The 22,350-nt window shown below is 62.9% G+C and carries 30 protein-coding genes, 1 tRNA gene and 1 pseudogene; 18 read left to right on the plus strand and 14 right to left on the minus strand.

Annotated elements, in window-relative coordinates; genetic code table 11:
- Nucleotides 1-49 precede the first annotated feature (49 nt).
- Complete coding sequence (locus AC5P9L_RS12490; RefSeq protein WP_005409403.1) at nucleotides 50-880, plus strand: universal stress protein; 831 nt, start codon at nucleotides 50-52, stop codon at nucleotides 878-880.
- Here the strand turns inward: AC5P9L_RS12490 and AC5P9L_RS12495 are convergent.
- The 4 genes and pseudogenes from AC5P9L_RS12495 to AC5P9L_RS12510 form a co-directional block, all read right to left on the minus strand.
- The gene (locus AC5P9L_RS12495) at nucleotides 828-1,721 is read right to left on the minus strand and encodes an AraC family transcriptional regulator (RefSeq protein WP_181453521.1); all 894 of its coding nucleotides are present in this window, start codon (nucleotides 1,719-1,721) and stop codon (nucleotides 828-830) included. The two genes, AC5P9L_RS12490 and AC5P9L_RS12495, sit on opposite strands and share 53 nt — an antisense overlap.
- 117 nt (nucleotides 1,722-1,838) lie before the next feature.
- A pseudogene (locus tag AC5P9L_RS12500) lies at nucleotides 1,839-2,303 on the minus strand (GNAT family N-acetyltransferase).
- 383 nt (nucleotides 2,304-2,686) lie between these two features.
- Entirely contained in the window at nucleotides 2,687-3,139 is a 453-nt protein-coding gene (locus tag AC5P9L_RS12505) for a hypothetical protein (protein WP_049430985.1), read from the minus strand.
- Between the two features lie 584 nt (nucleotides 3,140-3,723).
- Nucleotides 3,724-4,146 carry a hypothetical protein gene (locus AC5P9L_RS12510; RefSeq protein ID WP_065183935.1) on the minus strand — a complete coding sequence of 141 codons (423 nt, stop codon included), beginning with the start codon at nucleotides 4,144-4,146 and terminating at the stop codon, nucleotides 3,724-3,726.
- Between the two features lie 858 nt (nucleotides 4,147-5,004).
- Here AC5P9L_RS12510 and AC5P9L_RS12515 point away from each other — a divergent pair.
- Complete coding sequence (locus AC5P9L_RS12515; protein WP_143568313.1) at nucleotides 5,005-5,970, plus strand: hypothetical protein; 966 nt, start codon at nucleotides 5,005-5,007, stop codon at nucleotides 5,968-5,970.
- A gap of 333 nt (nucleotides 5,971-6,303) precedes the next feature.
- Here AC5P9L_RS12515 and AC5P9L_RS12520 read toward each other — a convergent pair whose 3' ends face one another.
- Entirely contained in the window at nucleotides 6,304-6,732 is a 429-nt protein-coding gene (locus AC5P9L_RS12520; RefSeq protein ID WP_180849171.1) for a hypothetical protein, read from the minus strand.
- 607 nt (nucleotides 6,733-7,339) lie between these two features.
- On the opposite strand from AC5P9L_RS12520, the gene AC5P9L_RS12525 reads away from it, so the two are divergent.
- Entirely contained in the window at nucleotides 7,340-7,990 is a 651-nt protein-coding gene (locus tag AC5P9L_RS12525) for a hypothetical protein (RefSeq protein ID WP_146257112.1), read from the plus strand.
- A 5-nt stretch (nucleotides 7,991-7,995) separates the two neighbouring features.
- On the opposite strand, the gene AC5P9L_RS12530 is transcribed toward AC5P9L_RS12525, so the two are convergent.
- The 3 genes from AC5P9L_RS12530 to AC5P9L_RS12540 form a co-directional block, all read right to left on the minus strand.
- Nucleotides 7,996-8,529: a hypothetical protein gene (locus tag AC5P9L_RS12530; RefSeq protein ID WP_062605940.1), complete on the minus strand. Its 534-nt coding sequence runs from the start codon at nucleotides 8,527-8,529 to the stop codon at nucleotides 7,996-7,998.
- 57 nt (nucleotides 8,530-8,586) lie between these two features.
- On the minus strand, nucleotides 8,587-8,940 hold the full coding sequence (locus AC5P9L_RS12535; RefSeq protein ID WP_227415237.1) for a phage major capsid protein: 354 nt from the start codon (nucleotides 8,938-8,940) through the stop codon (nucleotides 8,587-8,589).
- Between the two features lie 259 nt (nucleotides 8,941-9,199).
- Complete coding sequence (locus tag AC5P9L_RS12540; protein WP_062605942.1) at nucleotides 9,200-9,883, minus strand: hypothetical protein; 684 nt, start codon at nucleotides 9,881-9,883, stop codon at nucleotides 9,200-9,202.
- Between the two features lie 61 nt (nucleotides 9,884-9,944).
- On the opposite strand from AC5P9L_RS12540, the gene AC5P9L_RS12545 reads away from it, so the two are divergent.
- Both AC5P9L_RS12545 and AC5P9L_RS12550 read left to right on the plus strand, forming a co-directional pair.
- Nucleotides 9,945-10,154 carry a hypothetical protein gene (locus AC5P9L_RS12545; protein WP_227415223.1) on the plus strand — a complete coding sequence of 70 codons (210 nt, stop codon included), beginning with the start codon at nucleotides 9,945-9,947 and terminating at the stop codon, nucleotides 10,152-10,154.
- Nucleotides 10,151-10,954: a hypothetical protein gene (locus AC5P9L_RS12550; protein ID WP_146257106.1), complete on the plus strand. Its 804-nt coding sequence runs from the start codon at nucleotides 10,151-10,153 to the stop codon at nucleotides 10,952-10,954. Before AC5P9L_RS12545 ends, AC5P9L_RS12550 begins: the two co-directional genes overlap by 4 nt.
- Nucleotides 10,955-11,475: 521 nt before the next feature.
- On the opposite strand, the gene AC5P9L_RS12555 is transcribed toward AC5P9L_RS12550, so the two are convergent.
- The 3 genes from AC5P9L_RS12555 to AC5P9L_RS12565 all read right to left on the minus strand — a co-directional run bounded on the left by AC5P9L_RS12555 (nucleotide 11,476) and on the right by AC5P9L_RS12565 (nucleotide 13,382).
- Complete coding sequence (locus tag AC5P9L_RS12555; protein WP_188246264.1) at nucleotides 11,476-11,775, minus strand: hypothetical protein; 300 nt, start codon at nucleotides 11,773-11,775, stop codon at nucleotides 11,476-11,478.
- Between the two features lie 147 nt (nucleotides 11,776-11,922).
- A complete protein-coding gene (locus AC5P9L_RS12560) occupies nucleotides 11,923-12,108 on the minus strand; it encodes a hypothetical protein (RefSeq protein WP_146257105.1) in 186 nt (61 codons plus the stop codon).
- 317 nt (nucleotides 12,109-12,425) lie between these two features.
- Entirely contained in the window at nucleotides 12,426-13,382 is a 957-nt protein-coding gene (locus tag AC5P9L_RS12565; protein ID WP_146257174.1) for a hypothetical protein, read from the minus strand.
- A 243-nt stretch (nucleotides 13,383-13,625) separates the two neighbouring features.
- Between AC5P9L_RS12565 and AC5P9L_RS12570 the strand changes: the two genes are divergently transcribed.
- Genes AC5P9L_RS12570 through AC5P9L_RS12585 form a run of 4 tightly spaced genes read left to right on the plus strand, consistent with a single transcriptional unit; the run spans nucleotide 13,626 to nucleotide 14,630 of the window.
- Nucleotides 13,626-13,868, plus strand: a complete 243-nt coding sequence (locus AC5P9L_RS12570) for a hypothetical protein (RefSeq protein WP_062605950.1) — start codon at nucleotides 13,626-13,628, stop codon at nucleotides 13,866-13,868.
- Nucleotides 13,868-14,158 carry a hypothetical protein gene (locus AC5P9L_RS12575; protein WP_049431006.1) on the plus strand — a complete coding sequence of 97 codons (291 nt, stop codon included), beginning with the start codon at nucleotides 13,868-13,870 and terminating at the stop codon, nucleotides 14,156-14,158. The genes AC5P9L_RS12570 and AC5P9L_RS12575 overlap by 1 nt, the downstream gene beginning before the upstream one ends.
- A complete protein-coding gene (locus AC5P9L_RS12580) occupies nucleotides 14,155-14,376 on the plus strand; it encodes a hypothetical protein (RefSeq protein ID WP_049431011.1) in 222 nt (73 codons plus the stop codon). The genes AC5P9L_RS12575 and AC5P9L_RS12580 overlap by 4 nt, the downstream gene beginning before the upstream one ends.
- Complete coding sequence (locus AC5P9L_RS12585; protein WP_049431013.1) at nucleotides 14,373-14,630, plus strand: hypothetical protein; 258 nt, start codon at nucleotides 14,373-14,375, stop codon at nucleotides 14,628-14,630. Before AC5P9L_RS12580 ends, AC5P9L_RS12585 begins: the two co-directional genes overlap by 4 nt.
- A 5-nt stretch (nucleotides 14,631-14,635) precedes the next feature.
- Here the strand turns inward: AC5P9L_RS12585 and AC5P9L_RS12590 are convergent, their stop codons facing one another.
- Nucleotides 14,636-15,325 carry a hypothetical protein gene (locus AC5P9L_RS12590; RefSeq protein ID WP_111118520.1) on the minus strand — a complete coding sequence of 230 codons (690 nt, stop codon included), beginning with the start codon at nucleotides 15,323-15,325 and terminating at the stop codon, nucleotides 14,636-14,638.
- Between the two features lie 199 nt (nucleotides 15,326-15,524).
- Complete coding sequence (locus AC5P9L_RS12595; protein WP_049431021.1) at nucleotides 15,525-16,118, minus strand: hypothetical protein; 594 nt, start codon at nucleotides 16,116-16,118, stop codon at nucleotides 15,525-15,527.
- A gap of 197 nt (nucleotides 16,119-16,315) precedes the next feature.
- Here AC5P9L_RS12595 and AC5P9L_RS12600 point away from each other — a divergent pair, with 197 nt between their 5' ends.
- The 5 genes from AC5P9L_RS12600 (at nucleotide 16,316) to AC5P9L_RS12620 (ending at nucleotide 18,367) form a co-directional block, all read left to right on the plus strand.
- The gene (locus AC5P9L_RS12600) at nucleotides 16,316-16,456 is read left to right on the plus strand and encodes a hypothetical protein (protein ID WP_171968965.1); all 141 of its coding nucleotides are present in this window, start codon (nucleotides 16,316-16,318) and stop codon (nucleotides 16,454-16,456) included.
- A 4-nt stretch (nucleotides 16,457-16,460) separates the two neighbouring features.
- Nucleotides 16,461-16,880 (plus strand): DNA N-6-adenine-methyltransferase, encoded by a 420-nt coding sequence (locus AC5P9L_RS12605; protein WP_196757850.1) that lies wholly within the window; start codon nucleotides 16,461-16,463, stop codon nucleotides 16,878-16,880.
- Nucleotides 16,881-16,989: 109 nt separating this feature from the next.
- Nucleotides 16,990-17,172: a hypothetical protein gene (locus AC5P9L_RS12610; RefSeq protein ID WP_062605956.1), complete on the plus strand. Its 183-nt coding sequence runs from the start codon at nucleotides 16,990-16,992 to the stop codon at nucleotides 17,170-17,172.
- An 11-nt stretch (nucleotides 17,173-17,183) separates the two neighbouring features.
- Complete coding sequence (locus AC5P9L_RS12615) at nucleotides 17,184-17,519, plus strand: hypothetical protein (RefSeq protein ID WP_227415225.1); 336 nt, start codon at nucleotides 17,184-17,186, stop codon at nucleotides 17,517-17,519.
- A gap of 8 nt (nucleotides 17,520-17,527) precedes the next feature.
- Nucleotides 17,528-18,367 carry a tyrosine-type recombinase/integrase gene (locus tag AC5P9L_RS12620; RefSeq protein ID WP_495230629.1) on the plus strand — a complete coding sequence of 280 codons (840 nt, stop codon included), beginning with the start codon at nucleotides 17,528-17,530 and terminating at the stop codon, nucleotides 18,365-18,367.
- Nucleotides 18,368-18,478: 111 nt separating this feature from the next.
- On the opposite strand, the gene AC5P9L_RS12625 is transcribed toward AC5P9L_RS12620, so the two are convergent.
- Nucleotides 18,479-18,555: transfer RNA gene (locus tag AC5P9L_RS12625), tRNA-Arg, on the minus strand.
- 183 nt (nucleotides 18,556-18,738) lie between these two features.
- Here AC5P9L_RS12625 and amaB point away from each other — a divergent pair.
- From amaB to AC5P9L_RS12645, 4 genes are all read left to right on the plus strand, one after another.
- A complete protein-coding gene (gene amaB, locus AC5P9L_RS12630; RefSeq protein ID WP_005413146.1) occupies nucleotides 18,739-20,271 on the plus strand; it encodes an L-piperidine-6-carboxylate dehydrogenase in 1,533 nt (510 codons plus the stop codon).
- Nucleotides 20,271-21,110 carry an SDR family NAD(P)-dependent oxidoreductase gene (locus tag AC5P9L_RS12635; protein WP_495230630.1) on the plus strand — a complete coding sequence of 280 codons (840 nt, stop codon included), beginning with the start codon at nucleotides 20,271-20,273 and terminating at the stop codon, nucleotides 21,108-21,110. The genes amaB and AC5P9L_RS12635 overlap by 1 nt, the downstream gene beginning before the upstream one ends.
- Before the next feature lie 179 nt (nucleotides 21,111-21,289).
- A complete protein-coding gene (locus AC5P9L_RS12640) occupies nucleotides 21,290-21,574 on the plus strand; it encodes a DUF4190 domain-containing protein (protein WP_005413144.1) in 285 nt (94 codons plus the stop codon).
- Nucleotides 21,575-21,578: 4 nt separating this feature from the next.
- Complete coding sequence (locus AC5P9L_RS12645) at nucleotides 21,579-22,349, plus strand: class I SAM-dependent methyltransferase (RefSeq protein WP_049396305.1); 771 nt, start codon at nucleotides 21,579-21,581, stop codon at nucleotides 22,347-22,349.
- Nucleotide 22,350: the final 1 nt, after the last annotated feature.

Below are 22,350 nucleotides of genomic sequence, written 5' to 3' on the forward strand. Positions count from 1 at the left end.
GTCGGTGCACGGCAGGGAACGCGTCACAGGCATCGAGGGAGACAACGCCATGCTGCACCCACTACGCGATATCGCCGTGCTGTTCGACGCCAGCGACACCGGGCACCGCGTTCTCAACATCGCCGCCGACCTGGCGCAGGCCCAGCAGGCGCATCTGGTCGCAGTCTCCACGGCCCTGCATCCCACCGACATCGCCAACGGCTTCGCGCGCGGTGCCGGCATCGCCGCCGCGCTGGACCACGAGGCCCGCGCGGATGCCGCCTGCACCGCACAGCTGATGCAGAACCTGCGTGCCGTGTCCGAGCCGCTGCAGATCAGCACCGAACTGCGCATCGTCTCGGACTACCTGGGTGGCGCCGACCTGGCGCTGCAGTCGCTGTACTGCGACCTGATCATCGCCGGCTATCCGCACACACCAGGCGCGCCCTCCGGCTGGCATCCACTGGGCACGCTTCGCCAGACCGGGGTACCGATGCTGCTGGTGCCGCCGCACTGGAAGGGCGAGCAGGTCGGCCGGCGTATCGTGGTGGCCTGGAATGCCAGCAAGCAGGCCCGTCGTGCGGTGGCAGATGCCCTGCCTCTGCTGGCCCGGGCGCAGGCCGTGCACCTGCTGATGGTCGACACGCCCAAGGCTGAAGCGGCACCCGGCGCTGAAATGGCCCAGCATCTGGCGCGGCACGGCGTTGAAGTGGAGATCCAGGCGATCAGCTCCAGCCAAGGGGGCGTAGCTGCCACCATTCGCCAGCATGTACTTGATGCCGAAGCCGATCTGCTGGTGCTGGGGCCCTACAGCCGCAGTCGCGTGGTCGAACGCGTGCTCGGCGGGGTCACCGAGGATCTGCTTGCCGAAGTACCGGCGCCCTTGTTCGTATCGCACTGATACCGCCCTGCCCCGCCCGGCGGTAGCCGGTCAGCGATTGGCCGGTGTGCCGCCGGAAATAGCGGCACAGGTAGGACGCGTCCTCGAAACACAGGCGTTCGGCGATGCGTCCGATCGGCAGTTCGCTGTAGTTCAGCAGCGCCTTGATCTCCAGCACCACCTGGCGGTCGATCAACGCCTTCGGCGTTTCGCCGAAGCATTCCCGGGTCACCTGCGAGAGATAGAACGGGGTAATGCACAGCGCCTCGGCGTAGGACTGCACGTCGCGTTGGCGCGTGCTGCGCTGGCCGACCAGTTCCCAGAAGCTCCAGGCCAGGCGCTCGCGCCGGCCGACCTGCGGCGCCGCCTCGTAGTATGCCGGGAGCAGTGTGGCGAACTTCAGGAAAAAGGTCTGCAGCAGGTTGCGCAGCATCACGTGCCGATGGCGGCCACCGTTGTGCTGGGCATCCATCAACTGCTGCAGCCAACCCTGCAGCAGCGGCACCTCCAGCGGTGACGGCACACAATGGGGGTGCTCGTGCAGGAACTTGAACAGTGCATTGGGCAGCACATAGGCCACCTCCGATGCCAGCGCTTTCGGCACCAGGCAGGCCACCGCAAGGAAGCGGCGCGAACGCTGCCGCAGCAGCGCCAGCGTATCCTCCGCCAGCACCAGTACGTCGTGCCGCTGCACCGCCACTTCGCGGAAGTTCAGTGCGAACCGCGCACGCCCGGACACGCACACCAGCACCGCCAGATACGCGTGCCCGAACGACAGCGGAACACCCAAGCCTTCCGCCAGCGTGCTGACCTCCAGGCGCATGGATTCGTCCTGTTCCAGAAGCTGGGGAATGCGGTCCACGGGCTGATCCGGCGGGATTCCGGGGCCCAGCATATCGGGCCCGGCGCCAGACCTGTGAAAAGTACCGGAATGATCAAGATACCGCCCCCACCCGCAGTAGCCGACGCTGAAGCTGGATCAGACCCCGCTGCGCTGCATGAACAGCAGTTCCGGCGTCGAAGCGTCTTCCACCGGCTGGAAGCCGAGATCGCGGTAGAGGGCCACCGCTGCGACATTGTCACGGTAGACGCGCAGGGTCAGGCGCTGCACTCCAGGCGACCGCAGGCCCTCGGCACTCAACAACTGCACCAGCACCCGCCCCAGGCCGCGCCCACGCGCCTGCGGCGAAACAATGATGCGGCCCAGGCGGGCGGTGCCGGGCGCGGTCAACCAGTACTGGCCGAACCCCAAGCACGCGCCCTCCCCGTCCAGCAGCACCTAACCCGGTCGCTAGGCCAGTTCAAGCGTCTGTGCGAACGCTTCGGGCAGCAGCGGAAAGGCAACGCCTGGGCCGGCCCAGCGTTGCGTCGCTGCAAGCGAATCGAGCCAGCCAGCGATACGTGGGTAGTGCAGTGGTTGGACCGGTTGCAACTGTGCGGGCATGAGGATGCCTGTGTGGTCTGGTCCACTGATCGTGAGCGGCCCGCACAGCGCCGTCACGCTGCGCGGCAGCCGTTGAATGTTGTACGGCGACAATGCCCTTGCACCATCACAGTCGCAGCTTCAGCCCTGCAGGTAGATAGGGCCGTCCCAGCCATCAAGGTACTTCGGCAACTCATCGCGAACCTCAATTACGCGTTGCCGGTAGTAGAGATGCATTGTGGGCGCCATGGCAACGTCCAGCCATCCGCCGCCGGCGCGGGCGCGGGCGAGCCCAGCAAGGTATCCAGCATGTCGTACCGCATGACCCGGAGCAAAGTGACGGCAGCGAACTTAACGCGGGGTGTAGAAGAGAAGGGCCCGTCGGAGAGCGGGCCCTTCCTTGTTCATTTGCCGGTTGTTGACGACTGGATGGGCTTCGGGGTGGTCAGATCGTAGGCAAAGCATGCAGCCTGCATTTCCGTAAGCGCCTTCCGTCGATCGTGCGACGCCTCTCTGCGATCCGTGATCACTGGGAGCTTCAGACGAATCACGTCAGCGACGGCTCTACGATCAGCAATTGCCGCGGATCCCCCAAAGCCAGAGTCCTCCAGCGCCTTTCCCGCCATACCAGAGGCGCCCCCCAATGCACTTAGTCCCGCTATTGCACCGGCGTGCTTGGCAGCGTTCGCCGCCGTAAGTGCAGGTGCGATGACCGTGCCCGCGACCAGCCCGATCCCGTACACCCAGAGGGACGCCTTTCGCTGATCAACGGATTTGTTCTCCATCCCGAGGATGAGCTTCTTGCATTCCGCCAGTACCGCTGGCAACGCCTCCTCAACGTCCGAGGCGTCATCCACCTCCTCTCCAGGCTCATACCATCCGTCGCGGGGAAGCCTCCTCGGAGGCTTGACTCCGCTGGGATCAGGCGCCTGGGCCTGACCGTCAACGGGGGGCGGCGGAGGTGGAGGTAGAGGTGGTGCTACGGCGGCCCGGGAAGGATGGCCAACGAAAGAGACGTTGTAGGGTGCAGTGGAACCCCCCTTGGTTGAACAACCAACGCAAAGCACAGCCGCAACCAGAACAGCGGTCATCGCCTTCATGTTGCCCCCTGTCGGCGGCGTCATGCCACCGCTGGGGCCTTTACTACCACAGGATTGCGGTTTTCACGGGACCGACAATCCGACGCTGCCTACATTTTGCCGGGCCCAGCTTGGCGGACACCGGTTGCATGGCCTGCGGCCGCGTGAATCCAGCCTCTACCTGGGCCAGGTACCCAGCCCGGACGCACTGCGCCAGTAGTAGTGCTGGTCGACACGGGGTACACCGGGTTCGTCGAAGATGGCCTCTATCCGTCATTCCGCCTGATTGACGATTCGATCATCGGCGGCCGAGTCCGCCTCACCCAGCACCTGCATGGCGTTGCATGACCTGCCGCGCTTGGTTATTGCTCGCGGGTCAGGCGAAGGCTCCCATCGGACGGCAGCAGGATTCGATAGACCTGCCTTTCGCCCGCGTTGATGGTCAGGTTCTGAGACGTTGAAATGTTCGGGCAGGCGCCACCACCTGTGTCGAGCTTCACGAAGTAGGAGCCTGGTGATACATACAGCGTGGCGGCTTCGGACTGGCGAATGTCCATCACCTTCTCATTGTTGAGAGAGATGGCATGCGTGCAGGCAGATCCATGGAAACCCTTGTCCCGCATGATGTAGATCTGCGCACTACGGTCCGGTGACGGCGCCAAGCGTTCGGCCTTGTAGATACGATCAGGAGGCACCGGCCTGGCGGTTTCCTCCGTGACGGGGACCGTGGAACAGCCGATCAACGTGGCCATTGCGGCCGCAGCACCAAGCATTCCTTTCCGCATGATCCCCTCCGTTATTGTTGGCTGATTCTACTGCGCGTCCGCCCTTGCGCAATTCCGAACGGATTGGCAGAAATATTACCTTACGGCATTGCGATTCAATTGCCGCGCGGCAATCCAACTCCAGCCGCCCACCAAGCCTCCCGGCAGAGGTGGGCCGCCGAAGTGTTGAGGGCGATCCAGACGAAGATGGCCGGGGGCGCACGAAGTCGGCAAGTGGCGCGAGGTGCCGCTGGGCCGGTATGCGCGCTGTGTACTTCGCTGTCTATCCGATCCGCTTGTCGCCGTGCACAAGAACACGGTATGGCCATCACCGGAGTGCCGTTGCGACAGGTGCAGATCCTGGCCGGGCATGCCGACTAGGCCACTACTGGAAGTGCTACGAGCACCTCTCCCCCTGAGGGCGATGACGGTGCGGTGGCGAAGCCAACCTATTGATTCGCCATTACCACCACTGTGACCAAATGGCGCCTTTTGATGGCCCGATATGGCCTGTGGCGATATAGCGGCTTTCGCAAGTTGTTGATTCTGGCGACCCCGGCCCGATTCGAACGGTCGACCTTCCCCTTAGGAGGGGATTTCGTCGCCCGCTCAATCAGCAACTTACGAAGTGCCTGGGACCAGCGTGGGTCCATTGCCACTCGATCACACGACGCTGGTGATTACTGCCCCATCAGGGAACCCAAGAGGCAGGGCTGGCAAATGTCCACCTTTCCCAACAACCCATGCTACGTGACCAAAGAGTTCTCCCGCCAAAATCGGCAAAAGCTCGCGCTTGGTTGAAGAGTATAAGTGAAGCGCCAGCACGTTCACGCTGCGCTTACATTGCACGCCAATCTACAACTCCAGGAAGGAACTGAAATGCGTTTGAAGGCTGCAAAGGTCATTCTCGGAATATCGCTTTTCACAAGTGCCCTCTCCGCACACGCAATCGACTCAATAACCTGTGATGACTGCACTTTGACAAAGCGTCAGATGCAGTCAAAGGCAGGAGGAGACGGAGACTACTACTTCTGGGATTTCAAGAATCGACGCCTGTACCACATGAACGTATCCGGTAGTGGCGGCCCGCTTTATCGCGCAGCTGCCGCTCCAGGCGGAACAAAAGTAAAGGAAATCATGCTGACTGCGGACGAACAAGCAATGTTCAATGCGGGCATGCAGCTCTACGACGCGAATGGCCGGTCTGAGACGGTTAGAGTCCAAGCGCCTGTATATGACAGCCGCGCTGCGCTCAACTCATTCGGTGGCGCGATCGCCGCAGCGCCCACCCAGGCTATACCACTCGCCGATCCACCTCAGACCTACCCGATGAATGCAATGGATGCGGTGACGACACCGGCTTGGCGTGAGGCGGCTATTGCGAAAACACTATCCTACGACAATCTCGGGCCTTTGCGGTTTGTGGGAGAGACCCTTCGTGTTCTCGTTTCAGGCTTCTCTCAAGCCGTCAACATCACAAAGCTGCCGAGCCCCTTCAGCATCGTAACCACTATTCCCTTCCCTGACGGCTCTTACATTCTCGTGCAATACACCTATCAAGATCACGGGTACAGATACATCCGTGGATCCGGGCGAGACGCAGCAGGCAATGTGATTCCTGACGGGCAGAAGGATATTGCGAGCCCCGATCAAGCTTCCCAAACGTACATTTATCCGACGGGCCCACTTGCGGCAGGCCCGGGTGGTGAGATGATAAGACACCTCGACAACCTGGGTGTCCGTTGGATCGGCGCAAACTCTCCACCGGTATATGTTGGTTTCCGAATCGGCTGTTCCTACACTCCCTCAGGTGCACAATGCCAAGTGAACTCCCTAACCCCATAGAACGTGGATCAGAGCGACTGATCCACGGAAACGGCATTCTTATCCGGGCATTTTTGATCCTGACGATGAGCTCTGCAGTATGGATGCTGGCCGGACTGTCGATCGGAAGGGGTGCCAAGGGCGCTCTTGTCTGGCCGTACATCATTCCATCCCTCGTCTTCATCGCGCTCATCGTTTCCTATAGAGCGAGGGTGCGGAATGCCGAATGGTTCACCAATAAGCCACGGACGCTGTTCCTGCTTACTCTGTCTTGGATTGCCTGCGCAGTTGGGCTTGTTCTTTCAGTAGCACCCTTCTGATGACTGAGCCCTGCCGTCGTGATGGCGGTGGGGCTCACATTTCCTCATGAGGGCTGCGCCCTACAGCACCAGTGCTCTCTCGCCTGAATCGACAGGTCACCCTCGCACGCGCCTCCAGCCGATACTCGATGGAACCGTCGGCGCGTTCCACCTTGAACGCATAGGCGTCCGGCACATTGGGGTCGCCCGCAGCGCGAAGGGCAACCTGGCCCGGGTCGGTCAGGTCCTCGGCCACCTCCACCTGAGGGTCACCGGCGTTAGTGATGCCCTTGCCCTTCAGCGCCACCAGGGTGTCCAGCGTGTCGTACTGGACGATGTTGGTGCTGATGCCGCGCTCACCGATGCTGCCGACCTTCTTCACCTGCGCGAAGGTCAGGGCCTTGAACTCGGTCTCGGGCAGATCGGTGTGCAGGTTGTTCTCCAGGTACCGCTGGATGATAGTCTTGTCGCTGTGCTCGCACATCTTGCGGGTGGCGAGCAGGTTGAACTTCGACCAGGCAGCAGCAGCGTGTTGGCGATCAACGCCGTGTTCGTGCCGTTGAACACGTTGAGCAGCGCCTGATTGAGCATACCCACGATCAGCTCGGAGTCGGTAAAAGCTGTCCAGCTGCCAGTCGGGGCAGCAGTCGGAATCACGCCAGCGGCATTGAACAGGCCGGTGAAGCCCTTACGGCAGGGTAAGGTGAATCATCGTGCGGCCTCCTTCAGCTGCAGCCGGGAAAGGGTGACGTTCAGGGCGGCCAGCTCGTCCATCTTCATGACGAGCCACATGCGGCGTTGCTCGTGGATGCCGTTGAAACTGCCCAGGTGGCAGCCCTTGCACAGGCCACGGTGGTGTAGTGCTGCCCCTACTTGATGTGGTGGGCGTCGCTCGGTCCTGGTCGGCTACAGACACTGCATGGCAGCAGCTTTACTGCTTCCACGTGCCGCTCCTCTGCAGGAGTGAACGCCTTCTAGTTCTTCGAGCGCATCAGCAGCCCTCCCAGATCGGCAGGGGAGTGCGTATCCTCCCGCCATGGATAGGGGGAAATATCGACATGGGCTCGAGGAATCGGATCAACTGGATCACGGTGCTGCTGTACGTCGCGCTGATCACGGCGGGCTTCGGTGCAGCTCTTGGGCTGCTGTCCCTGACCGGACAGATATCGCTTGGCAAAGACGCGCCCGCGTGGGTTCAGGCCATTGGTAGCATCGTGGCCATCCTTATCGCTGTTGCAGTTCCTTCGGCTCAGCACTATCTGACTGAGAGAAAACAAGAGCGCGAGATGGCCGATAAGGCGCGCAGCCTGGGGCTGATGCTGCTGCCACACATCCAAGAGTTTGCCGAAAGAAACAATGCTGTGTGGACCGACGAGGATCCGGACGAACACGCGCAGTCTCTCGGTGAAGATGCCTGCGTGATCGGTCCGCTCGCTGAGAGTGCACTGAACATTCCACCAGCTATCACCGCAGTGATTTCGCGAATTCATGAACTTGGCCCTGCAGCCGAAGGCCTCCAGCGCGCGATCTACAACGTCACACGCGCTCGCGAGCTGATGATCGTCACCGGCGCCACCGTCGAGCACCTTCAAAGCGGCCCTCTGTATAAATCTCGAATGGCCACCTACAGCAAGAGCAAGTTCTATGGCCTGCTCTGGGACACGCTGGCGGCTCTGACCACTTCGCAGAATCGCATCGAGGCGTTTTTCTTCCGCCCTTCCGCGCTTAATCCCTCTGATTGATTCTTTCACGCCACTCTCCTGTTCTGCCCGGCCATTTTCCAGAACTCGGCGCGCACGTCGTCGAGCATCACATGGGTGTAGCGGCGGCCGATGTACTCGGTCAGACCGTCGAACAGCTCCTGGAACCGGGCCTGTTCCATCTCGCCGAATGACAGGCTCTCTGCGCGCTTGACCGGGATGGTGCGGATTTCCGGCAGCGCGCCGGCCGGCACCTTGCGGGCGCCTGCACCCAGAGGCGCCTCGCAGGCGTCCAGCACCGCGGCGATCACTGGGGTGGCGTCCATTTCCACGATCTCGCAGCAGACGTCAGCGTCCAGCTGCAGACGCTTCACCGCATCGTGCGCGCCCAGCTGCTCCCCGCCTTCGACGATGTCGACCATCAGGTGTCCGATCTTGTGGATGAGGCGGTGCTGCGATTCCTCGCGCGGCTGCTTCAGCTCGCCGCGGGTCTCCCGGCCCGCGCGGAACTTGCGATCGCGTAGCAGGCGCTGGTCGACGGCATTGGCCGCCTGCGCGGAGGTGTTCTTCTGCTTTGCCATGATGGTCTCCGAGGGACGCCCGCGCTGGGGCGTCCCTCCGTTCGTGGGCCGAGGCAGTTAAGCCGCAGCGCCGTGCTTGAAGGTCTTCACCGCGCCGCCCACGTCAACCAGGTTGCCGCCAGAGCGCATCCAGGCCATGAAGCCCACCTGGCCCTTCTTCACATAGGCCGAGTCGTTGAAGCGGAACAGGGTCACTGCCATCACGTCGCGGATCTCGTAGTAGCTGAAGTCGCCGAACGCGATCGAGGTGGCGCCTGCGGCCGGGGCGGGGCGTGCTGGTTGATCTGGATATCGCGGTTCAGCAGACGATCCGGCGCACCGCCCGGATTGTCCTGCTCGTAACCCGGCACGAAGATCGGCCGGCCCGTCGAAGTCGCCGGCAAGCCGAGCGTTCGCGTTATAGGCGGCCAGCCGTGACCGACTACGACTTCTTCGCCGCCATGGCCGGCGGCACCCCGCCCATCACCCCACCCACTGCCCCCCTGCCCTGCGCTCTCCCCCTGTAGCGCAGGGAGCCCGCGCCGGCCGGGCTCCACCGGCCGGCAACCCATCCCAGGAGTCCAGCGTGCGCAACCACCTCGACATCTTCGATCACGACCTCGCCCGCATTGCAGCAGCGGTGCGCTTGCCTACTGCCGCCACAGCATGCTGCGGTCTGAGCGCAGGAACCTCAGGCGGGGTCCTGCAGCGCAACTTCGAATGCGGCGGCAGAGCAATGCTCTGCGTCGGATCGGATCCGTCGAAGCCTGGACAGGGTGAGATTGAACGAGACTTGCCACTCCGCTCGCCTCACAGTGAACCCATCCTCCGTTTGTCCAACGTCGGGCCAATTGCTGTAGGAAGAAAACGAGCTCCTTTGAATGTAGAGGTCGCCCAGCAACCGTCCAAGCCTCAGCCCTATGGCGGGGCTACAAACGTGGAAACTCGGAAGCATCCGCCCAGCATTCTCGACACTGAGGCTATGCGCCTGATCGGACATTGTCTTACGTGCAGATTTGCTCGCAATGAACTCTTCGAAAGCGAAAGCTCTCCCGTCTTCCATCAAGCTAATACAAGCCGTCGACCATCGGACGACGGCTTCGAGCTCAGCAGAAAGAAAGGAAAGAATGACCCGCTCCTGACGAGCTCTCTCTTCCATTTCACGTTGCTCAGCAGTCGCCGCCTTTTCCCTAGCCTCTCGTTGACTAGTCTGAGAGAGCTCGTTGGCCTGATAAGCGAGATACGCAACCGCGATAGCGCCGAGGAGAGCAATTTCCGCAGCACCCATTGCCACACCAACAGCCCAAGCGTCCCACCACACCTCACAAGTACTGCTAAGCGGCCAGCACTGAATTACGCCGTCCAGCATGCTCATTCCCTGATCCCCCTTTGGACTCGGCCGCATTCTGCCATGGCCCGGTGCCCGGAGGCGTGCTGTGCATAGCCAGCTCGACATCCTCGATCACGACCCAGCCCGCATGGCAACGGCCAACCGAGCAGCCGCCGAGCGCGGACTGCACCACGTGCAGTTCACCGCCACCGTCCGACAGGAACGCCATGAGTACTACCTGGGCGAAGCCGAACGCTGGGAACACCTCCCCGCGCACAGCGAGCGCTCCACCCACAGCAAGGACATGCATGCATGAGCAACCACAAGACGACCCAAGCGGACGTGTGGCTCGGTGGGACGGCCAGGCTGGAGCATGTGCTGCCACCGCTACCGTGGACGACCTACAAGGCCTACAGCGACGCAAGCGACCTTTCTTCCGTATGGCTTCAACGGCTCTCACCAGCGCCGCCATGGAGCCCACCGCGGCCTCTTCTTAGGCCCCGCGAATATACGTGCGTTGATCTCTTCGAGGGCTTTCTCCAGCTCCGTGTCCGCAATCTCCAGATGCGTGTCCAGAATGTTCAAAATCAGAATCCGATCTTCAGCGCCAGGTCGCAGCGCACTTCTAACTTGGTACTTCATTTTCCTGGCCGCGACAGCGCAGGCCACCGCGACCGCAAGTCCTTGGGCCGCTTTGTGCAGCTCGTGGATGCGATGGAGGTTTTCTCGTACGGAAGCCGGAGCTTGAAGAACGTCACCGCCCTCTGCCTCAAAGCTTTCATTAATCGCTTGGGCGTGATCGTGTTGGATGTGGTGCCGCAACTTCCGAATGCGTTCGTGCCACTCCTGAACATCGGGCTCCAAGAGCGTGGACAGGCCAAGGGCTCGTTCCAGCGCTTCTTCCCGTCTGCGTCTCTGTTCTCGAAGCGATATTTGCAGCGCCAGAAACGCGGCAAAGAACGTCCCAATTGCCGACCATGCATCCCAGTCAACCAGACATTTACTGCCGAGCCACCAGCACTGACTGACGCCATCCAGCATACTCATTCGCTGATCCCCCTGTGGATTCGCCGGCATTCTGCCACGCCATGGCGCGTGGAGAGCTGCCATGGGTGACCGGCTGCTCACCGCTGTACAGGCCAAGCACACAGCGCGCGTCTTCCTCAGCGAGGCGCGAGCGCGGCGGCATGGCCTCGGGGCTACTGGTTCTCGTTCAACGCCGCTCAGCGCGCGCGTTTGCGCGCCACCGCCCCGCCCCACTGCCGGAGCCGCCGCGCGCACCGGCACTGCCGGCCCAACTGGATCTGTTCGCATGAGCGCTCTAGCGTTTCCGCTCAGCCTCAAGCTCCCCCAGCACAGCCGCCAAGCCGCGATTGCTGGCAATCGCTCGATCATGCCGGGTCTCCCCAGGCTTTCCCGAGTTGAGCCATTCCATCGCCCACGTCCGAAGCACCAGGTTTGCCGCTTCCAGAACTACCTAGTGGCGAGCATTCCTCTACCCATTCGCGAGCCGAGGGCCGAACACCATGAGCAGAGTTGCGCCCGGCTCCAGAAGCTGTTGCGCCGCATCCCCCTCCAGATGCTCACCGTGGTGAACCTGCCTAGCCAGTGCATCCAACAAATCGGCGAGCGACCGGTCAGCGCCAGGAGCCACGGTGCTCGGATCTGCTGCCTTTCCCCACAGTTTCCTTTGCCGCCTTGTCGTCTAGCAACCTGGCCTCGTACCAGTCCAGATACCACTCCAAGTAGTCGCGGACCTTTGGCAGGCGCGCCGAGATCCGCCCCCCCCCTTGGGTCAGTTCTGCTTCTTTCGCGGCACGTATTCTCTCCGCCTCACGGGCGTCAGGTTGCCCAATGGACCAACGAAAGCGCTCGCCGCCTTCCGCCCAGTCGAGGTGGGCCTTGCTGCCGCGCCAGTAGAGTCGAACCTTTGCCATTCCTCTGCACCTTCGATCGCGGCATAGAGCGCCGCCTTTTCGTACAACTGCTTTCCCATGAAGCGGCGGGAGTGAGCCCATAGCACATGGCGTTCTTCCTGAACTGGCTATTGGAGACGCCGCAGTAGTGGGCGGCTTCGTCAACGGTCAGCCAATCCTCCACTGATAAATCGAGCCTTTCAGCGGCGCCCATTGGCGCCTCCTGCGGCCTTCCTGAGCCAAGAAGTGCGCCTTCTGAAGCACGGTCACAGTACCGAACTGGATGCACGCATCCCCCAGCGGCTGCGCGTACTGGCCGGCGCCCATGGCGGCCGCTACGGTTTCGGTGCTCACCATGGTCTCTCCTGCATAGGTGCCCGCCCCGCAACCGGCTGATGCGCGAGGATGTGGTTGGTCCGGGGGGGCTGCGGGCGCAGAGGGCCGATCACCACCGCTGCCTAGGCGCTGCCCGGCCTCTAAAGGCCGTGCGCAGACCGCACGCCTGCGTTGTCGCCAACCCCAATCGCCTCACGGCGAGCGGAGGGGCTTTCGGCGCGGAGGTTGATCGGTGTTCGGGTCCCGGAAACGCAGAAGCCCCAGCGCAGGGCCGGGGCTTCAGGGACAATTATTGACAGTTGCAGAATTAGTTCATTTCCTAACGTCACTGTCAATCACTTCGGGATGGGGCGACCCAGCTCCTCATGCAAGCCGGCCTTCTCGCCAGTCTCGTTCATCGGGAGGATGGCTTGCGAAAGATCTGTAATCTCAGAACGCTGGTTTCTGACCTTGCGCGAATTCTCCACTCGATTCAAGTAATCGCCCAATGTCAGCATATTCATGACGCTGGTGGACTGCGACCCCTGGGTGGCGGCTTGCTTGAGCGAATGCATCTGATTTGCTAGCCCGGCCTTGTCGCGCTCAAGCTCACGAATGCGGTTTTCTGCATGTTTGAGTGCCTGCGTGTCAGTCTCACCTTTACTCTCGAGCCGCTCTTTGCTTTCCACAGCTTCGCGGAGCTGTTCGTCCTTCTGGGTCAGCTGGTCACGGAGCTCCCCTACCGCCATGAATATCTTCGAAACATCAGCATCGGGGACGACATCCACCCAATTCTCGATCGACCCAACTACTTCTAGCTGGAGCGTCCGGATTGATTCGAGCACTTCATCAAGGTTGCGCATAGCGACTTGAGCTCGGACCTCTGGAACCTGCTGCTTCTGAGAGTCAGCAACGAAAGTGGCGACCCTTCGCTCCAGCGCAAGCGTTTTGGTCAGAATCAAACGCAGACCACGCACAGCCATCCGGCCACTTGCATATAGCTTACCGTCTTGGTTGATAGCTGCCATCGCTGTCGAGATCCTCGCCCCGACCACGCCCGTTACCACAGCGACAACGATTTGCAGCAAGGCATTGTAGTTCTCACCTACAGCTTTGGGTCCGAACCAGCCCAGCACGACGCCGACGGCTATGAGTAGAAAAGTATAGGGGTCCAGAACGACCTTCAGGAATACTCCCCAAGGTCTAACCACTCCTACGAGCCAACGGCCAAAACCATAGAATGCCCCTCCACCGGACGTTGGAGTGCCACTCTTCACATTTGCTGCATTCTCCGCCGCAGGATCGCCTGCCATGATCTTCCCCTGACGTCACACCGCCATTCGGCCCCGGATCCAGTCTAGGGCCTTGACTAGCTCATAGCGATACTGTCGAATCGTTAACGAACCGCCATACCTCTCAGCCACCATACGCGCCTTGCCCGCGCACAGAAGGCGGCAGCCGACGCCGCGGCAGAGGCAGCGGCCCAGCAGCAGACCGAACCGGTGGCAGCCGCGCCGGCAGCGACTGCGGCACCGGCGCGAAGCGCTCCGACGGCAATGGCCAGCACCCCGGCACCGAACGCCGCGCCGCGCGAGGTCGCCAAGATCAAGCCGGGCGACATCAACGCGCGCATCGCCCCGCTCTTGATCAGCGCCGACGGTCTGGCCCTGCTGGGGTTCAAGCCGATCAATCCCACCGGTGCCACTAAGCTCTACGACCAGGCGCAGTTCCCGGACATGTGCCGGGCCATGATCCACGGTCTGCAGGATGCGGCCGACCAGTACCCGCTGGCCGCGTGATGGAGCTCTGGCGCACCAGCGAACTGCAGGCCCTGCGCCAGATGGAGGGCCGCGACGCGATGACCGTCGCGGATGCCCTCGGACGCTCGCCCCGTGCGGTTCAAGACATGGCCCGCTGCCAAGGGATGCCGGTACCGCGCCAGCGTCATGCCCGGTACTGGCCGGCCACCACTAAACGCCGCGCCCGGCAGCTCCGGGCCAGCGGCAACACCGTCAACCAGATCAGCGCCGCGCTGGGTGTCCCGTTCGGGACGGTGCGCCGCTGGGTCTACGAAGGAGCAGCAGCATGACCAGCATCCACGTGAAGCCCGTCTTCAGTGGCGCGACCGACCGCGAAAAGGACCAGGCCCGGCAGAAGCTGGCGAGTGACATCGCACGCTTCAAGGCCGCCGGCGGCAAGGTCGAAATCTCGGGCACAAGCGGCATCGACAAGAGCACGATCAGCCGCAGGCAGGTGGTTGAGGCTCGACACGGTCGCCGCGGTGGTAAGAAGGCAGCAAAGGCATGAGCCGCCACATCGAACGCCGCGCGCCCAAGGAGACGCTGGGCTTCGCTTGGGGCCGGTTCCCAACCGTCGACGGCAGCGCAATCACCTGGCGCCTGTACCGCCGCGACCACCGCCGTGCGCTGCACATGCACGCAGAGACCTTCTTTGCCCAAGAAGACCGCGCAGTGATCGCCAGGCACCTGCGCCGCGCGCGCCGCCACCTTCGCGACCAGGTGGATGAGATCGACCTAGTTGCGATGGGGCTGGCAGAGTAAGCAATTTAAGCGACCGGGATTCTTTCCTGTCCCTCGGTGCGCTCGCTTTCGCTGAGAACCTCCTCGCGGAAGCGATCGACCAGATCAGGAGCGATGCTAGCCACGAATTGAAGTTGCTGCCGCAGCACCTCCAAAGCCATCCGCCTGCCGGTGTACGAGACGCTGATACGTGTAGCCATGATCGTCGGTATCGGCTGGTGCTCGTGGATGTGCGCGGCGATGTGGCAGGCAGCCGCGTTGATATCCCTGCTGTGGCTGATCATCGTCGCCAGGTCCGCGCCGAGATCTACGGACAGGTAGTGGATCCGCTCGGCGATGGCTTCCGCGCTGGGCAACAAAGGTTCGGCGAGGCGCTCAACTGCGTTTTTCACGGCGCGCCAATCTTTGACCCTGCTCGGGTCGAGTGTGGGCAATGCGTCAAGTTCAGCCGCGTAGGTCTGGATCTTCTTCGGCACAGCGGTCACTTCGTGAAGCAAAAGGCGTCCAACGATTCGGGCTTGTGCCTTCCACAGAACCTGAGAGTCCAGGTGTTGCCTCGCAGCGATAGTTGCGGCTTGCCGGGATGTGCGCCACGCAAGGAAAGCAACCAGAACAGTCACCAGACCCACGGCTGCGGTGGCGATGGCTCCCCACCCCGCCCAGAACGTCGCGCACTCCGCCTTCATCGAAAGGCATTCACTAAATCCCAGAGCCATCCCATGGTCCCCCTCTCTGTGCTGGAGCCGATTCTGCCATGACCTTCATCCATCGGAACGAGCGGGTCTAAGTGTAGGAACGGCTCTGACGAACTACCGTCGTCTGGAGCGAGACCAGCAACCGCGACATGATCCTGACCGACCGCCGCGGCGCGCGATCATGCGATCCAATCAATGCTGATCGCTGAACCACAGACACTCAACTCCCTTGTTCGTGGCCTCCAAGGTCAATACCGGTGAGCTTCTTTATCGCGAGCAAGACGTTCTGGGCGGCGAGCTCCACGTTGTCAAGAGCCGTCGTGTAATCAGAGAGTCTATGAAAAGGATGATTACCATACATATCAATCTCCTCGCCGGCGTCCAGAAAGGCATTCAGCACATCAAGGCTGGACTGCAAATTGGAGACACCAATAGAGATCATTTCCAGGCCATCAGAGAGGATGACAAATGGAACTTGCCCCTTAACCCTCAGAAGACCTGAGACAGTCTTGGCGTCGGCCCCAGCGGCCAAGGCCTTCGGTATTTCAGGCAGGATCTTGTTCTTAATCGTCTTAGTTTGATCCCGCACGTCGAGGATTTTCGGAAGAAGACGATTGATTTCGATAAACGAGATCTGACGCTCTCGCGTGGCACGCCTCTCGTTATCCACCTTGTAGTTGCGAGCGGGAACGTACACCGCGAGAAATGTGGCAATGGCAGCAGCCCAACCACCGATAGCAGACACGGCCGTCCAGTCAAGTCGACAGGTGGGCGCGAAATTGAAGCAAGGAACCATGACTTCAGCAACGATCATCTGGCCATTTCCATATGGTGGAGACGCCATTCTGCCATGGAGAGCCGCCGTGTCTGACACGGCGCTCAGCGCTAAACCAGATAACGGCGCGCTTTCGGCGACGGGCAACCATCGGAATCTGCACATTGGGGCTGCCCACTGCTCCATCCTGCCTAGTAATCCATTTGCCACGACTGCGCGTCTCTCGGAGATTGCCCATGACTGACCAGCTGCTCACCGCCGCAATGGTCCACGTGTTCGCCCTGGCCGGGTTTGCGGCCGGCATCGCCACCCTGTGGGCGATCAGCCGCGCATGCCTTGCCGCGCGCGCCGGGCTGCGCTGGTGCTGGCGGAGGTGAGCTCATGGCCAATAAGTTTGGAAACGCCGACGGCGGCGGCTTCAACAAGGAAACGTGGCTCACGCCGCCACACATCCTCGCCGCGCTCGGTCCCTTCGACCTCGACCCCTGCGCAGCCCCTTCGCCACGCCCTTGGCCGTCGGCCGCCAGGCACATCGAGTTGCCCGGGGACGGCCTGACGGCGGAGTGGCAAGGTCGGGTGTGGTGCAATCCGCCATATGGGGCCCAAGCCGTTCGCTGGCTTCAGCGGATGGCGGAACATGGGAACGGTGTGGCTCTGGTTTTTGCACGAACCGAGACGACCATGTTCCAGGATCAGGTCTGGCCACGGGCCCACGCAGTTCTGTTCTTGCGCGGCCGCATCGCGTTCTGTTCACCAGACGGCAAACCAGCAATGAGCGACGGGCACCGTCCGTCCTCATAGCCTACGGGGAATCCAACGCGCGGCAGCTGGCCGCCTGTGGGCTCGAAGGGTATTGCATGAAGCTCGAACCGGCATTTCGAAAGAACGATGACCTGTTCGGGGCTGCCGCATGAACGCCCAGCTCTTCCCCCGCGAACCGCGCCGCATGAGGCAGCCGGCCAAGGACGTGCTGCGCGAGCAGCTGGTGGTCGCGGCCGATGAAGTGATCTGCCTTCGCGCAGAGGTTCTGCGCATGCGCGATGCAGCAACCCAGGCCACCGAGCAGCTGCGCGCTGCGCTGGCCGCGAACTGAAGGAGGACTCGATGGGAGCTGCTGAAAAGCTAGACATCGTCGGAAAGGACTGGCTCACCGTGGACGAGGCCGCGCACTACTGCGGGGTTTCACGAAGCCAGTTCGATTCGAACATCGCCGACTACGGCATCGAACCACGAAATTTCATGGGCAAGAAGCTCTACGAGAAGGCTGCCCTCTACTCTGCAATCTACGGCTCCAAGCAATGGTCAAGGTCACAATCTTCTGGCGCGATGTCGCCGCGTACCTCAACTGGCGGGAAGGCGGCAAGCGAAGCCGTGTCGCCATTGGTCGCGTCAGCCCACGCGAGGCTGAGCGCGTACGAGCAGCGAAAGAAGCGGAACTGACTCATGGTGTGCGCATCCTCCCCCGGCTGCCCACTGTCAGGGATTTCCTGGAGGCGTACCTGGACTGGTACAAGGCGGAACACCCGACTACGCACGGCAAGGCAAAGAGCGAGGTCCGACTGTTCATTGCTCGCTTCAGCCATCGACCGATCGACACCCTGCGCCCGATGGAAATGGAGTCATACAAGACAGATCGCCTGACCAAGGACAAGGTGGCACCAGAGACCGTGGGCAAGGAGGTGCGTAGGCTGCAGGCCGCGTTCCGACGTGGGGTGCAGTGGAAGGAACTGGACTTCAACCCGCTGGAGGAAACCAGGGCTCCGCGAGGCGTGCGTAGCGTGGCGGTGCGGTTCTACGACCGGGCCGCGATGCGCAAGCTATACCGGGCGAACCCCTCTCGGGCGCCTCTGTGGCTGTTCATGGCCCACACGGGTCTGCGCCGCGGTGAGGTGGTTGGAATGGGCAAGGATGCGGTGGCCGGGTGCAGGCTCAGGATCGAAAGCGATCCAGACGAAGGTGGCCAGGGACGCACGATGTCGGGCAAGTGGCGCGAGGTGCCGCTGAATCGGTATGCGCGCTGGGCGCTTCGCCACCTACCCGATCCGCTGGTGGCCGTGCACAGGGACACACTGTCCGACTGGTTCGCCTCAGATGCCAAACGTGCGGGAATCGGTGGCAGCCTCCACCGGCTGCGGCACACCTTCTGCGCCCACATGGTCATGGCCGGAGTGCCATTGCGACGGGTGCAGATTCTGGCCGGGCACGCTGATTACGCCACGACCGAGAAGTTCTACGCTCACCTAACGCCTGAGGGCGACGATGGCGCCGTAGCGAAGCTCAAGTACTGATCCGCAGCGCTGGGACCACTGGGACCACTGGGACCACTGGGACCAAATCCTGTGGATATGCAGGAAACAGTGGGAAATGCTCGCCACTAAGTCTGCCTAAGTGACTGATTCTGGTGACCCCGGCCCGATTCGAACGGGCGACCTTCCCCTTAGGAGGGGGACGCTCTATCCAGCTGAGCTACGGGGCCATGCAGCCGGGAAGTTTACAGGCAACACACCCTGCCCTCCAAGCATTCATGTTCCACCCGATTTCGCTGGCGCGTTGCACCATGGCCGGACAGGCCGCTCTGCTACCATCGGCGATTCAGTTCATCGCGCCCCCCACCTGCCCGCGATGGCACCAAACAACGTAACGAAACACAGGAGTCTGCATGTCTTCCGAGCTGCTCAAGTCCCTTGGCCTGGACGCGATCAACGCTGGCACGTACCTGGGCAACGGGGAGTGGTCGAGCGCGACCAGCGGTGAGCTGATCACCCCGGTCAACCCGACCACCGGCGAGCCGATCGCGCAGGTCCGCGCGACCACCGAGGCCGAGTACGAGACCGTCGTCGCCCGCGCCCAGGAAGCCTTCAAGGTCTGGCGCACCACGCCGGCCCCGCGCCGCGGTGAAGCCGTGCGCCTGTGCGGTGAAGCGCTGCGCAAGCACAAGGACGCCCTGGGCTCGCTGGTCGCCCTCGAAATGGGCAAGAGCAAGCCGGAAGGCGATGGCGAAGTGCAGGAGATGATCGACATCGCCGATTTCGCCGTGGGCCAGAGCCGCATGCTGTACGGCTACACCATGCATTCCGAGCGCCCCGGCCACCGCATGTACGAGCAGTACCACCCGCTGGGCCTGGTCGGCATCATTTCTGCCTTCAACTTCCCGGTCGCGGTGTGGAGCTGGAACTCGTTCCTGGCCGCCATCTGTGGCGACGTGTGCATCTGGAAGCCGTCCAACAAGACGCCGCTGACCGCCATCGCCTCGCTGAAGATCTGCAACGACGCCCTGCGCGAAGCCGGCTTCCCGGACATCTTCTTCCTGATCAACGATGCGGGCACCGCGCTGTCGGAAAAGATGGTCGATGACCGTCGCGTGCCGCTGATCAGCTTCACCGGCTCGACCCAGGTCGGCCGCACCGTCAACGAGAAGGTCGCGCGCCGCCTCGGCCGCTGCCTGCTGGAACTGGGTGGCAACAACGCCATCATCCTGGACGAAACCGCCGACCTGAAGCTGGCCGTGCCGGGCATCGTGTTCGGCGCTGTCGGCACCGCCGGCCAGCGCTGCACCACCACCCGCCGCCTGATCGTGCACCGCTCGATCTACGCCGACGTGCTGGCCACTCTGGTCAAGGCCTACAAGCAGGTCGAAGGCAAGATCGGCGACCCGACCGATGCGGCCAACCTGATGGGCCCACTGAACAGCGACGGCGCCGTGCAGCAGTTCCTCGATGCCATCGCCCAGGCCAAGGCTGCAGGCGGCACCATCGAAACCGGCGGCACCCGCATCGACCGCGCCGGCAACTTCGTGCTGCCGGCGATTGTCTCCGGCCTGAAGAACAGCGATGCCGTGGTCCAGCACGAGACCTTCGCGCCGATCCTGTACGTGATGCCGTACGACACCCTCGATGAAGCCATCGACATGCAGAATGGCGTGCCGCAGGGCCTGTCGTCCTCGATCTTCACCCAGAACCTGAAGACTGCCGAGAAGTTCCTGTCGGCCGCTGGCAGCGACTGCGGCATCGCCAACATCAACATCGGCACGTCCGGTGCGGAGATCGGTGGCGCCTTCGGTGGCGAAAAGGACACCGGCGGTGGCCGCGAGTCCGGTTCGGACGCCTGGAAGGTCTACATGCGCCGCCAGACCAACACCATCAACTATTCGGACTCGCTGCCGCTGGCCCAGGGCATCAAGTTCGATCTGTGATGGCGGACGTTTCTGCCATGGCTGCGGGTCAGAGCGCCTCCGGGGATCTGACCCCTGCCCAGGGCCGGATCCCCAATGGGGCTCCGACCCTCGATTTCACCGGTCGCCGCGTGCTGATCGCTGGCGGCAGCAAGGGCATCGGTCGTGAAATGGCGCTGGCATTCGCCGGCGCCGGTGCGCAGGTCTCGGTCTGCGCCCGCGGCCAGGCCGGACTGGATGCCCTGCGTGCCGATGCGCAGGCACAGGGCACCCCGCTGCATACCGTCTCCGCCGATCTGGCCGACGCCGGCCAGATCCAGGCCTGGCTGCAGGCCGCTGCTGATGCACTCGGCGGCATCGATGTACTGATCAACAACGCTACCGGCTACGGCATGGCCGACGACGAGGATGGCTGGGCCGCCAGCCTGCAGATCGACCTGATGGCGGCGGTACGGGCCTCGCGCCTGGCACTGCCATGGCTGCGCGCATCCAGCGATGCCTGCATCCTCAACCTGTCCTCGATCGCCGCACAGCAGCCGCGCCCCGGTGGCGCGCCCTACGCCGCCGCAAAGGCCGCGCTGTCGCACTACACCACGTCGCAGGCATTGGCGCTGGCCAGGGACCGGATCCGGGTCAATGCGATCGCGCCGGGCTCGATCGAGTTCGATGACGGCCTGTGGGATCGCCGCCGCACCGAAGATCCGGCGCTGTACCACGGCACCCTGGCGAAGATTCCGTTCGGCCGCTTCGGTCATCCGCGCGAAATTGCCGACGCCGCCCTGTTCCTGTGCTCGCCGCTGGCGCGCTGGGTCACCGGCAGCGTGCTCAACGTGGATGGCGGCCAGGTGTTGATGGGCTGATACCGGCACTCCGGTAGCTGCCAACCTTGGTTGGCATGCCTTTCGTCGACCAAGGTCGGCGCCTACCAGGGCTGGCACCTCGTTCGCCCACCAGGGTCCACGCCTGCCATCGCATCCGCCGGGCATGGGATTGCCCGGGCAGAGGCACTATCATGTGCACACTGCCAAGGAGGACCCCGATGAGCGTGGCACCCCGACAGACAAGCGCCCTGGCCGTGGTCAGCCTGGTCATGGGCATCGCCAGCTGGACCGTCCTGCCCTTCGTGGCCAGCATCGTGGCCATCATCACCGGCCACATGGCCCGCGCCGAGATCCGCCGCCGCCCGCACGAACTGGAAGGTGATGGCCTGGCCGTTACCGGCCTGGTGCTGGGCTGGGTGATGGTCGGCGCGGTACTTGCCGCCATCCTGGTCTTCATCCTGTTCTTCGGTGGCCTGGCGTGGCTGGCCGCGGTGTCGAACTGACGCCATGACCACCTCCGACAGCACTGAACGCTTCAGCAGCCGCGTCGCCGACTACGTCCGCTACCGGCCCGATTACCCGCCCGCGCTGCTGGAATGGCTGCACGGCCCGATGGATGTCAGTCACCAGGCCCGTGTCGCCGACATCGGTGCTGGCACCGGCATTTCCAGCCGTCAGTTTCTGGCCAGCGGTCATCCGCTGGTGGCGGTCGAGCCGAACGCCGCCATGCGCGCCGCCGCCGAAGAGTGGCTGGCACCGCAGTATCCGGGCTTTTCCGCCGTCGATGGCCGCGCCGAGGCCACCGGCCTGGACGATGCCAGCATCGATCTGGTCAGCGTCGCGCAGGCGTTCCACTGGTTCGACACCGTGGCAGTGCGCGCCGAGTGGCAGCGCATCCTCTGCCCCGGTGGCCTGGCACTGATCTACTGGAATTCGCGCCTGCTCGATGCCAGTCCATTCCTGATCGGCTATGAACAGCTGCTGCTGGACTACGGCACCGATTACACCGCGGTGGCCGAGCGCTACCAGGACGATGCCACCATGCAGGCCTGGTTCGGCCGCGGCCTGCGCGGCATGGTGGAGTTGCCGAACGTACAGCATCTGGACTTCGACGCCCTGCGCGGGCGCCTGCTGTCCTCCTCCTACGCACCCCAATCCGGTCATCCTCGCCACGCGCCGATGATCGACGCTCTGCAGGACCTGTTCGCCGCCCACGCGGTCGACGGCCAGGTCGCTTTTGAATATCGAACCCGAGCCTTCCTCGGCACGCTGGACTGAA

It is taken from the genome of Stenotrophomonas sp. YJH_SMC_64, from assembly GCF_059371375.1.

What these genes read in the sequence shown, in the direction of transcription:
- AC5P9L_RS12490 (WP_005409403.1), top strand. Translation starts at nt 50, where the DNA reads ATGCTGCACCCACTACGCGATATCGCCGTGCTGTTCGACGCCAGCGAC.
- AC5P9L_RS12510 (WP_065183935.1), bottom strand. Translation starts at nt 4,146, where the DNA reads ATGCGGAAAGGAATGCTTGGTGCTGCGGCCGCAATGGCCACGTTGATC.
- AC5P9L_RS12515 (WP_143568313.1), top strand. Translation starts at nt 5,005, where the DNA reads ATGCGTTTGAAGGCTGCAAAGGTCATTCTCGGAATATCGCTTTTCACA.
- AC5P9L_RS12520 (WP_180849171.1), bottom strand. Translation starts at nt 6,732, where the DNA reads ATGTGCGAGCACAGCGACAAGACTATCATCCAGCGGTACCTGGAGAAC.
- AC5P9L_RS12530 (WP_062605940.1), bottom strand. Translation starts at nt 8,529, where the DNA reads ATGGCAAAGCAGAAGAACACCTCCGCGCAGGCGGCCAATGCCGTCGAC.
- AC5P9L_RS12540 (WP_062605942.1), bottom strand. Translation starts at nt 9,883, where the DNA reads ATGAGCATGCTGGACGGCGTAATTCAGTGCTGGCCGCTTAGCAGTACT.
- AC5P9L_RS12550 (WP_146257106.1), top strand. Translation starts at nt 10,151, where the DNA reads ATGAGCAACCACAAGACGACCCAAGCGGACGTGTGGCTCGGTGGGACG.
- AC5P9L_RS12555 (WP_188246264.1), bottom strand. Translation starts at nt 11,775, where the DNA reads ATGGCAAAGGTTCGACTCTACTGGCGCGGCAGCAAGGCCCACCTCGAC.
- AC5P9L_RS12565 (WP_146257174.1), bottom strand. Translation starts at nt 13,382, where the DNA reads ATGGCAGGCGATCCTGCGGCGGAGAATGCAGCAAATGTGAAGAGTGGC.
- AC5P9L_RS12570 (WP_062605950.1), top strand. Translation starts at nt 13,626, where the DNA reads ATGGCCAGCACCCCGGCACCGAACGCCGCGCCGCGCGAGGTCGCCAAG.
- AC5P9L_RS12575 (WP_049431006.1), top strand. Translation starts at nt 13,868, where the DNA reads ATGGAGCTCTGGCGCACCAGCGAACTGCAGGCCCTGCGCCAGATGGAG.
- AC5P9L_RS12580 (WP_049431011.1), top strand. Translation starts at nt 14,155, where the DNA reads ATGACCAGCATCCACGTGAAGCCCGTCTTCAGTGGCGCGACCGACCGC.
- AC5P9L_RS12585 (WP_049431013.1), top strand. Translation starts at nt 14,373, where the DNA reads ATGAGCCGCCACATCGAACGCCGCGCGCCCAAGGAGACGCTGGGCTTC.
- AC5P9L_RS12590 (WP_111118520.1), bottom strand. Translation starts at nt 15,325, where the DNA reads ATGGCTCTGGGATTTAGTGAATGCCTTTCGATGAAGGCGGAGTGCGCG.
- AC5P9L_RS12595 (WP_049431021.1), bottom strand. Translation starts at nt 16,118, where the DNA reads ATGATCGTTGCTGAAGTCATGGTTCCTTGCTTCAATTTCGCGCCCACC.
- AC5P9L_RS12600 (WP_171968965.1), top strand. Translation starts at nt 16,316, where the DNA reads ATGACTGACCAGCTGCTCACCGCCGCAATGGTCCACGTGTTCGCCCTG.
- AC5P9L_RS12605 (WP_196757850.1), top strand. Translation starts at nt 16,461, where the DNA reads ATGGCCAATAAGTTTGGAAACGCCGACGGCGGCGGCTTCAACAAGGAA.
- AC5P9L_RS12610 (WP_062605956.1), top strand. Translation starts at nt 16,990, where the DNA reads ATGAACGCCCAGCTCTTCCCCCGCGAACCGCGCCGCATGAGGCAGCCG.
- AC5P9L_RS12615 (WP_227415225.1), top strand. Translation starts at nt 17,184, where the DNA reads ATGGGAGCTGCTGAAAAGCTAGACATCGTCGGAAAGGACTGGCTCACC.
- amaB (WP_005413146.1), top strand. Translation starts at nt 18,739, where the DNA reads ATGTCTTCCGAGCTGCTCAAGTCCCTTGGCCTGGACGCGATCAACGCT.
- AC5P9L_RS12635 (WP_495230630.1), top strand. Translation starts at nt 20,271, where the DNA reads ATGGCGGACGTTTCTGCCATGGCTGCGGGTCAGAGCGCCTCCGGGGAT.
- AC5P9L_RS12640 (WP_005413144.1), top strand. Translation starts at nt 21,290, where the DNA reads ATGAGCGTGGCACCCCGACAGACAAGCGCCCTGGCCGTGGTCAGCCTG.
- AC5P9L_RS12645 (WP_049396305.1), top strand. Translation starts at nt 21,579, where the DNA reads ATGACCACCTCCGACAGCACTGAACGCTTCAGCAGCCGCGTCGCCGAC.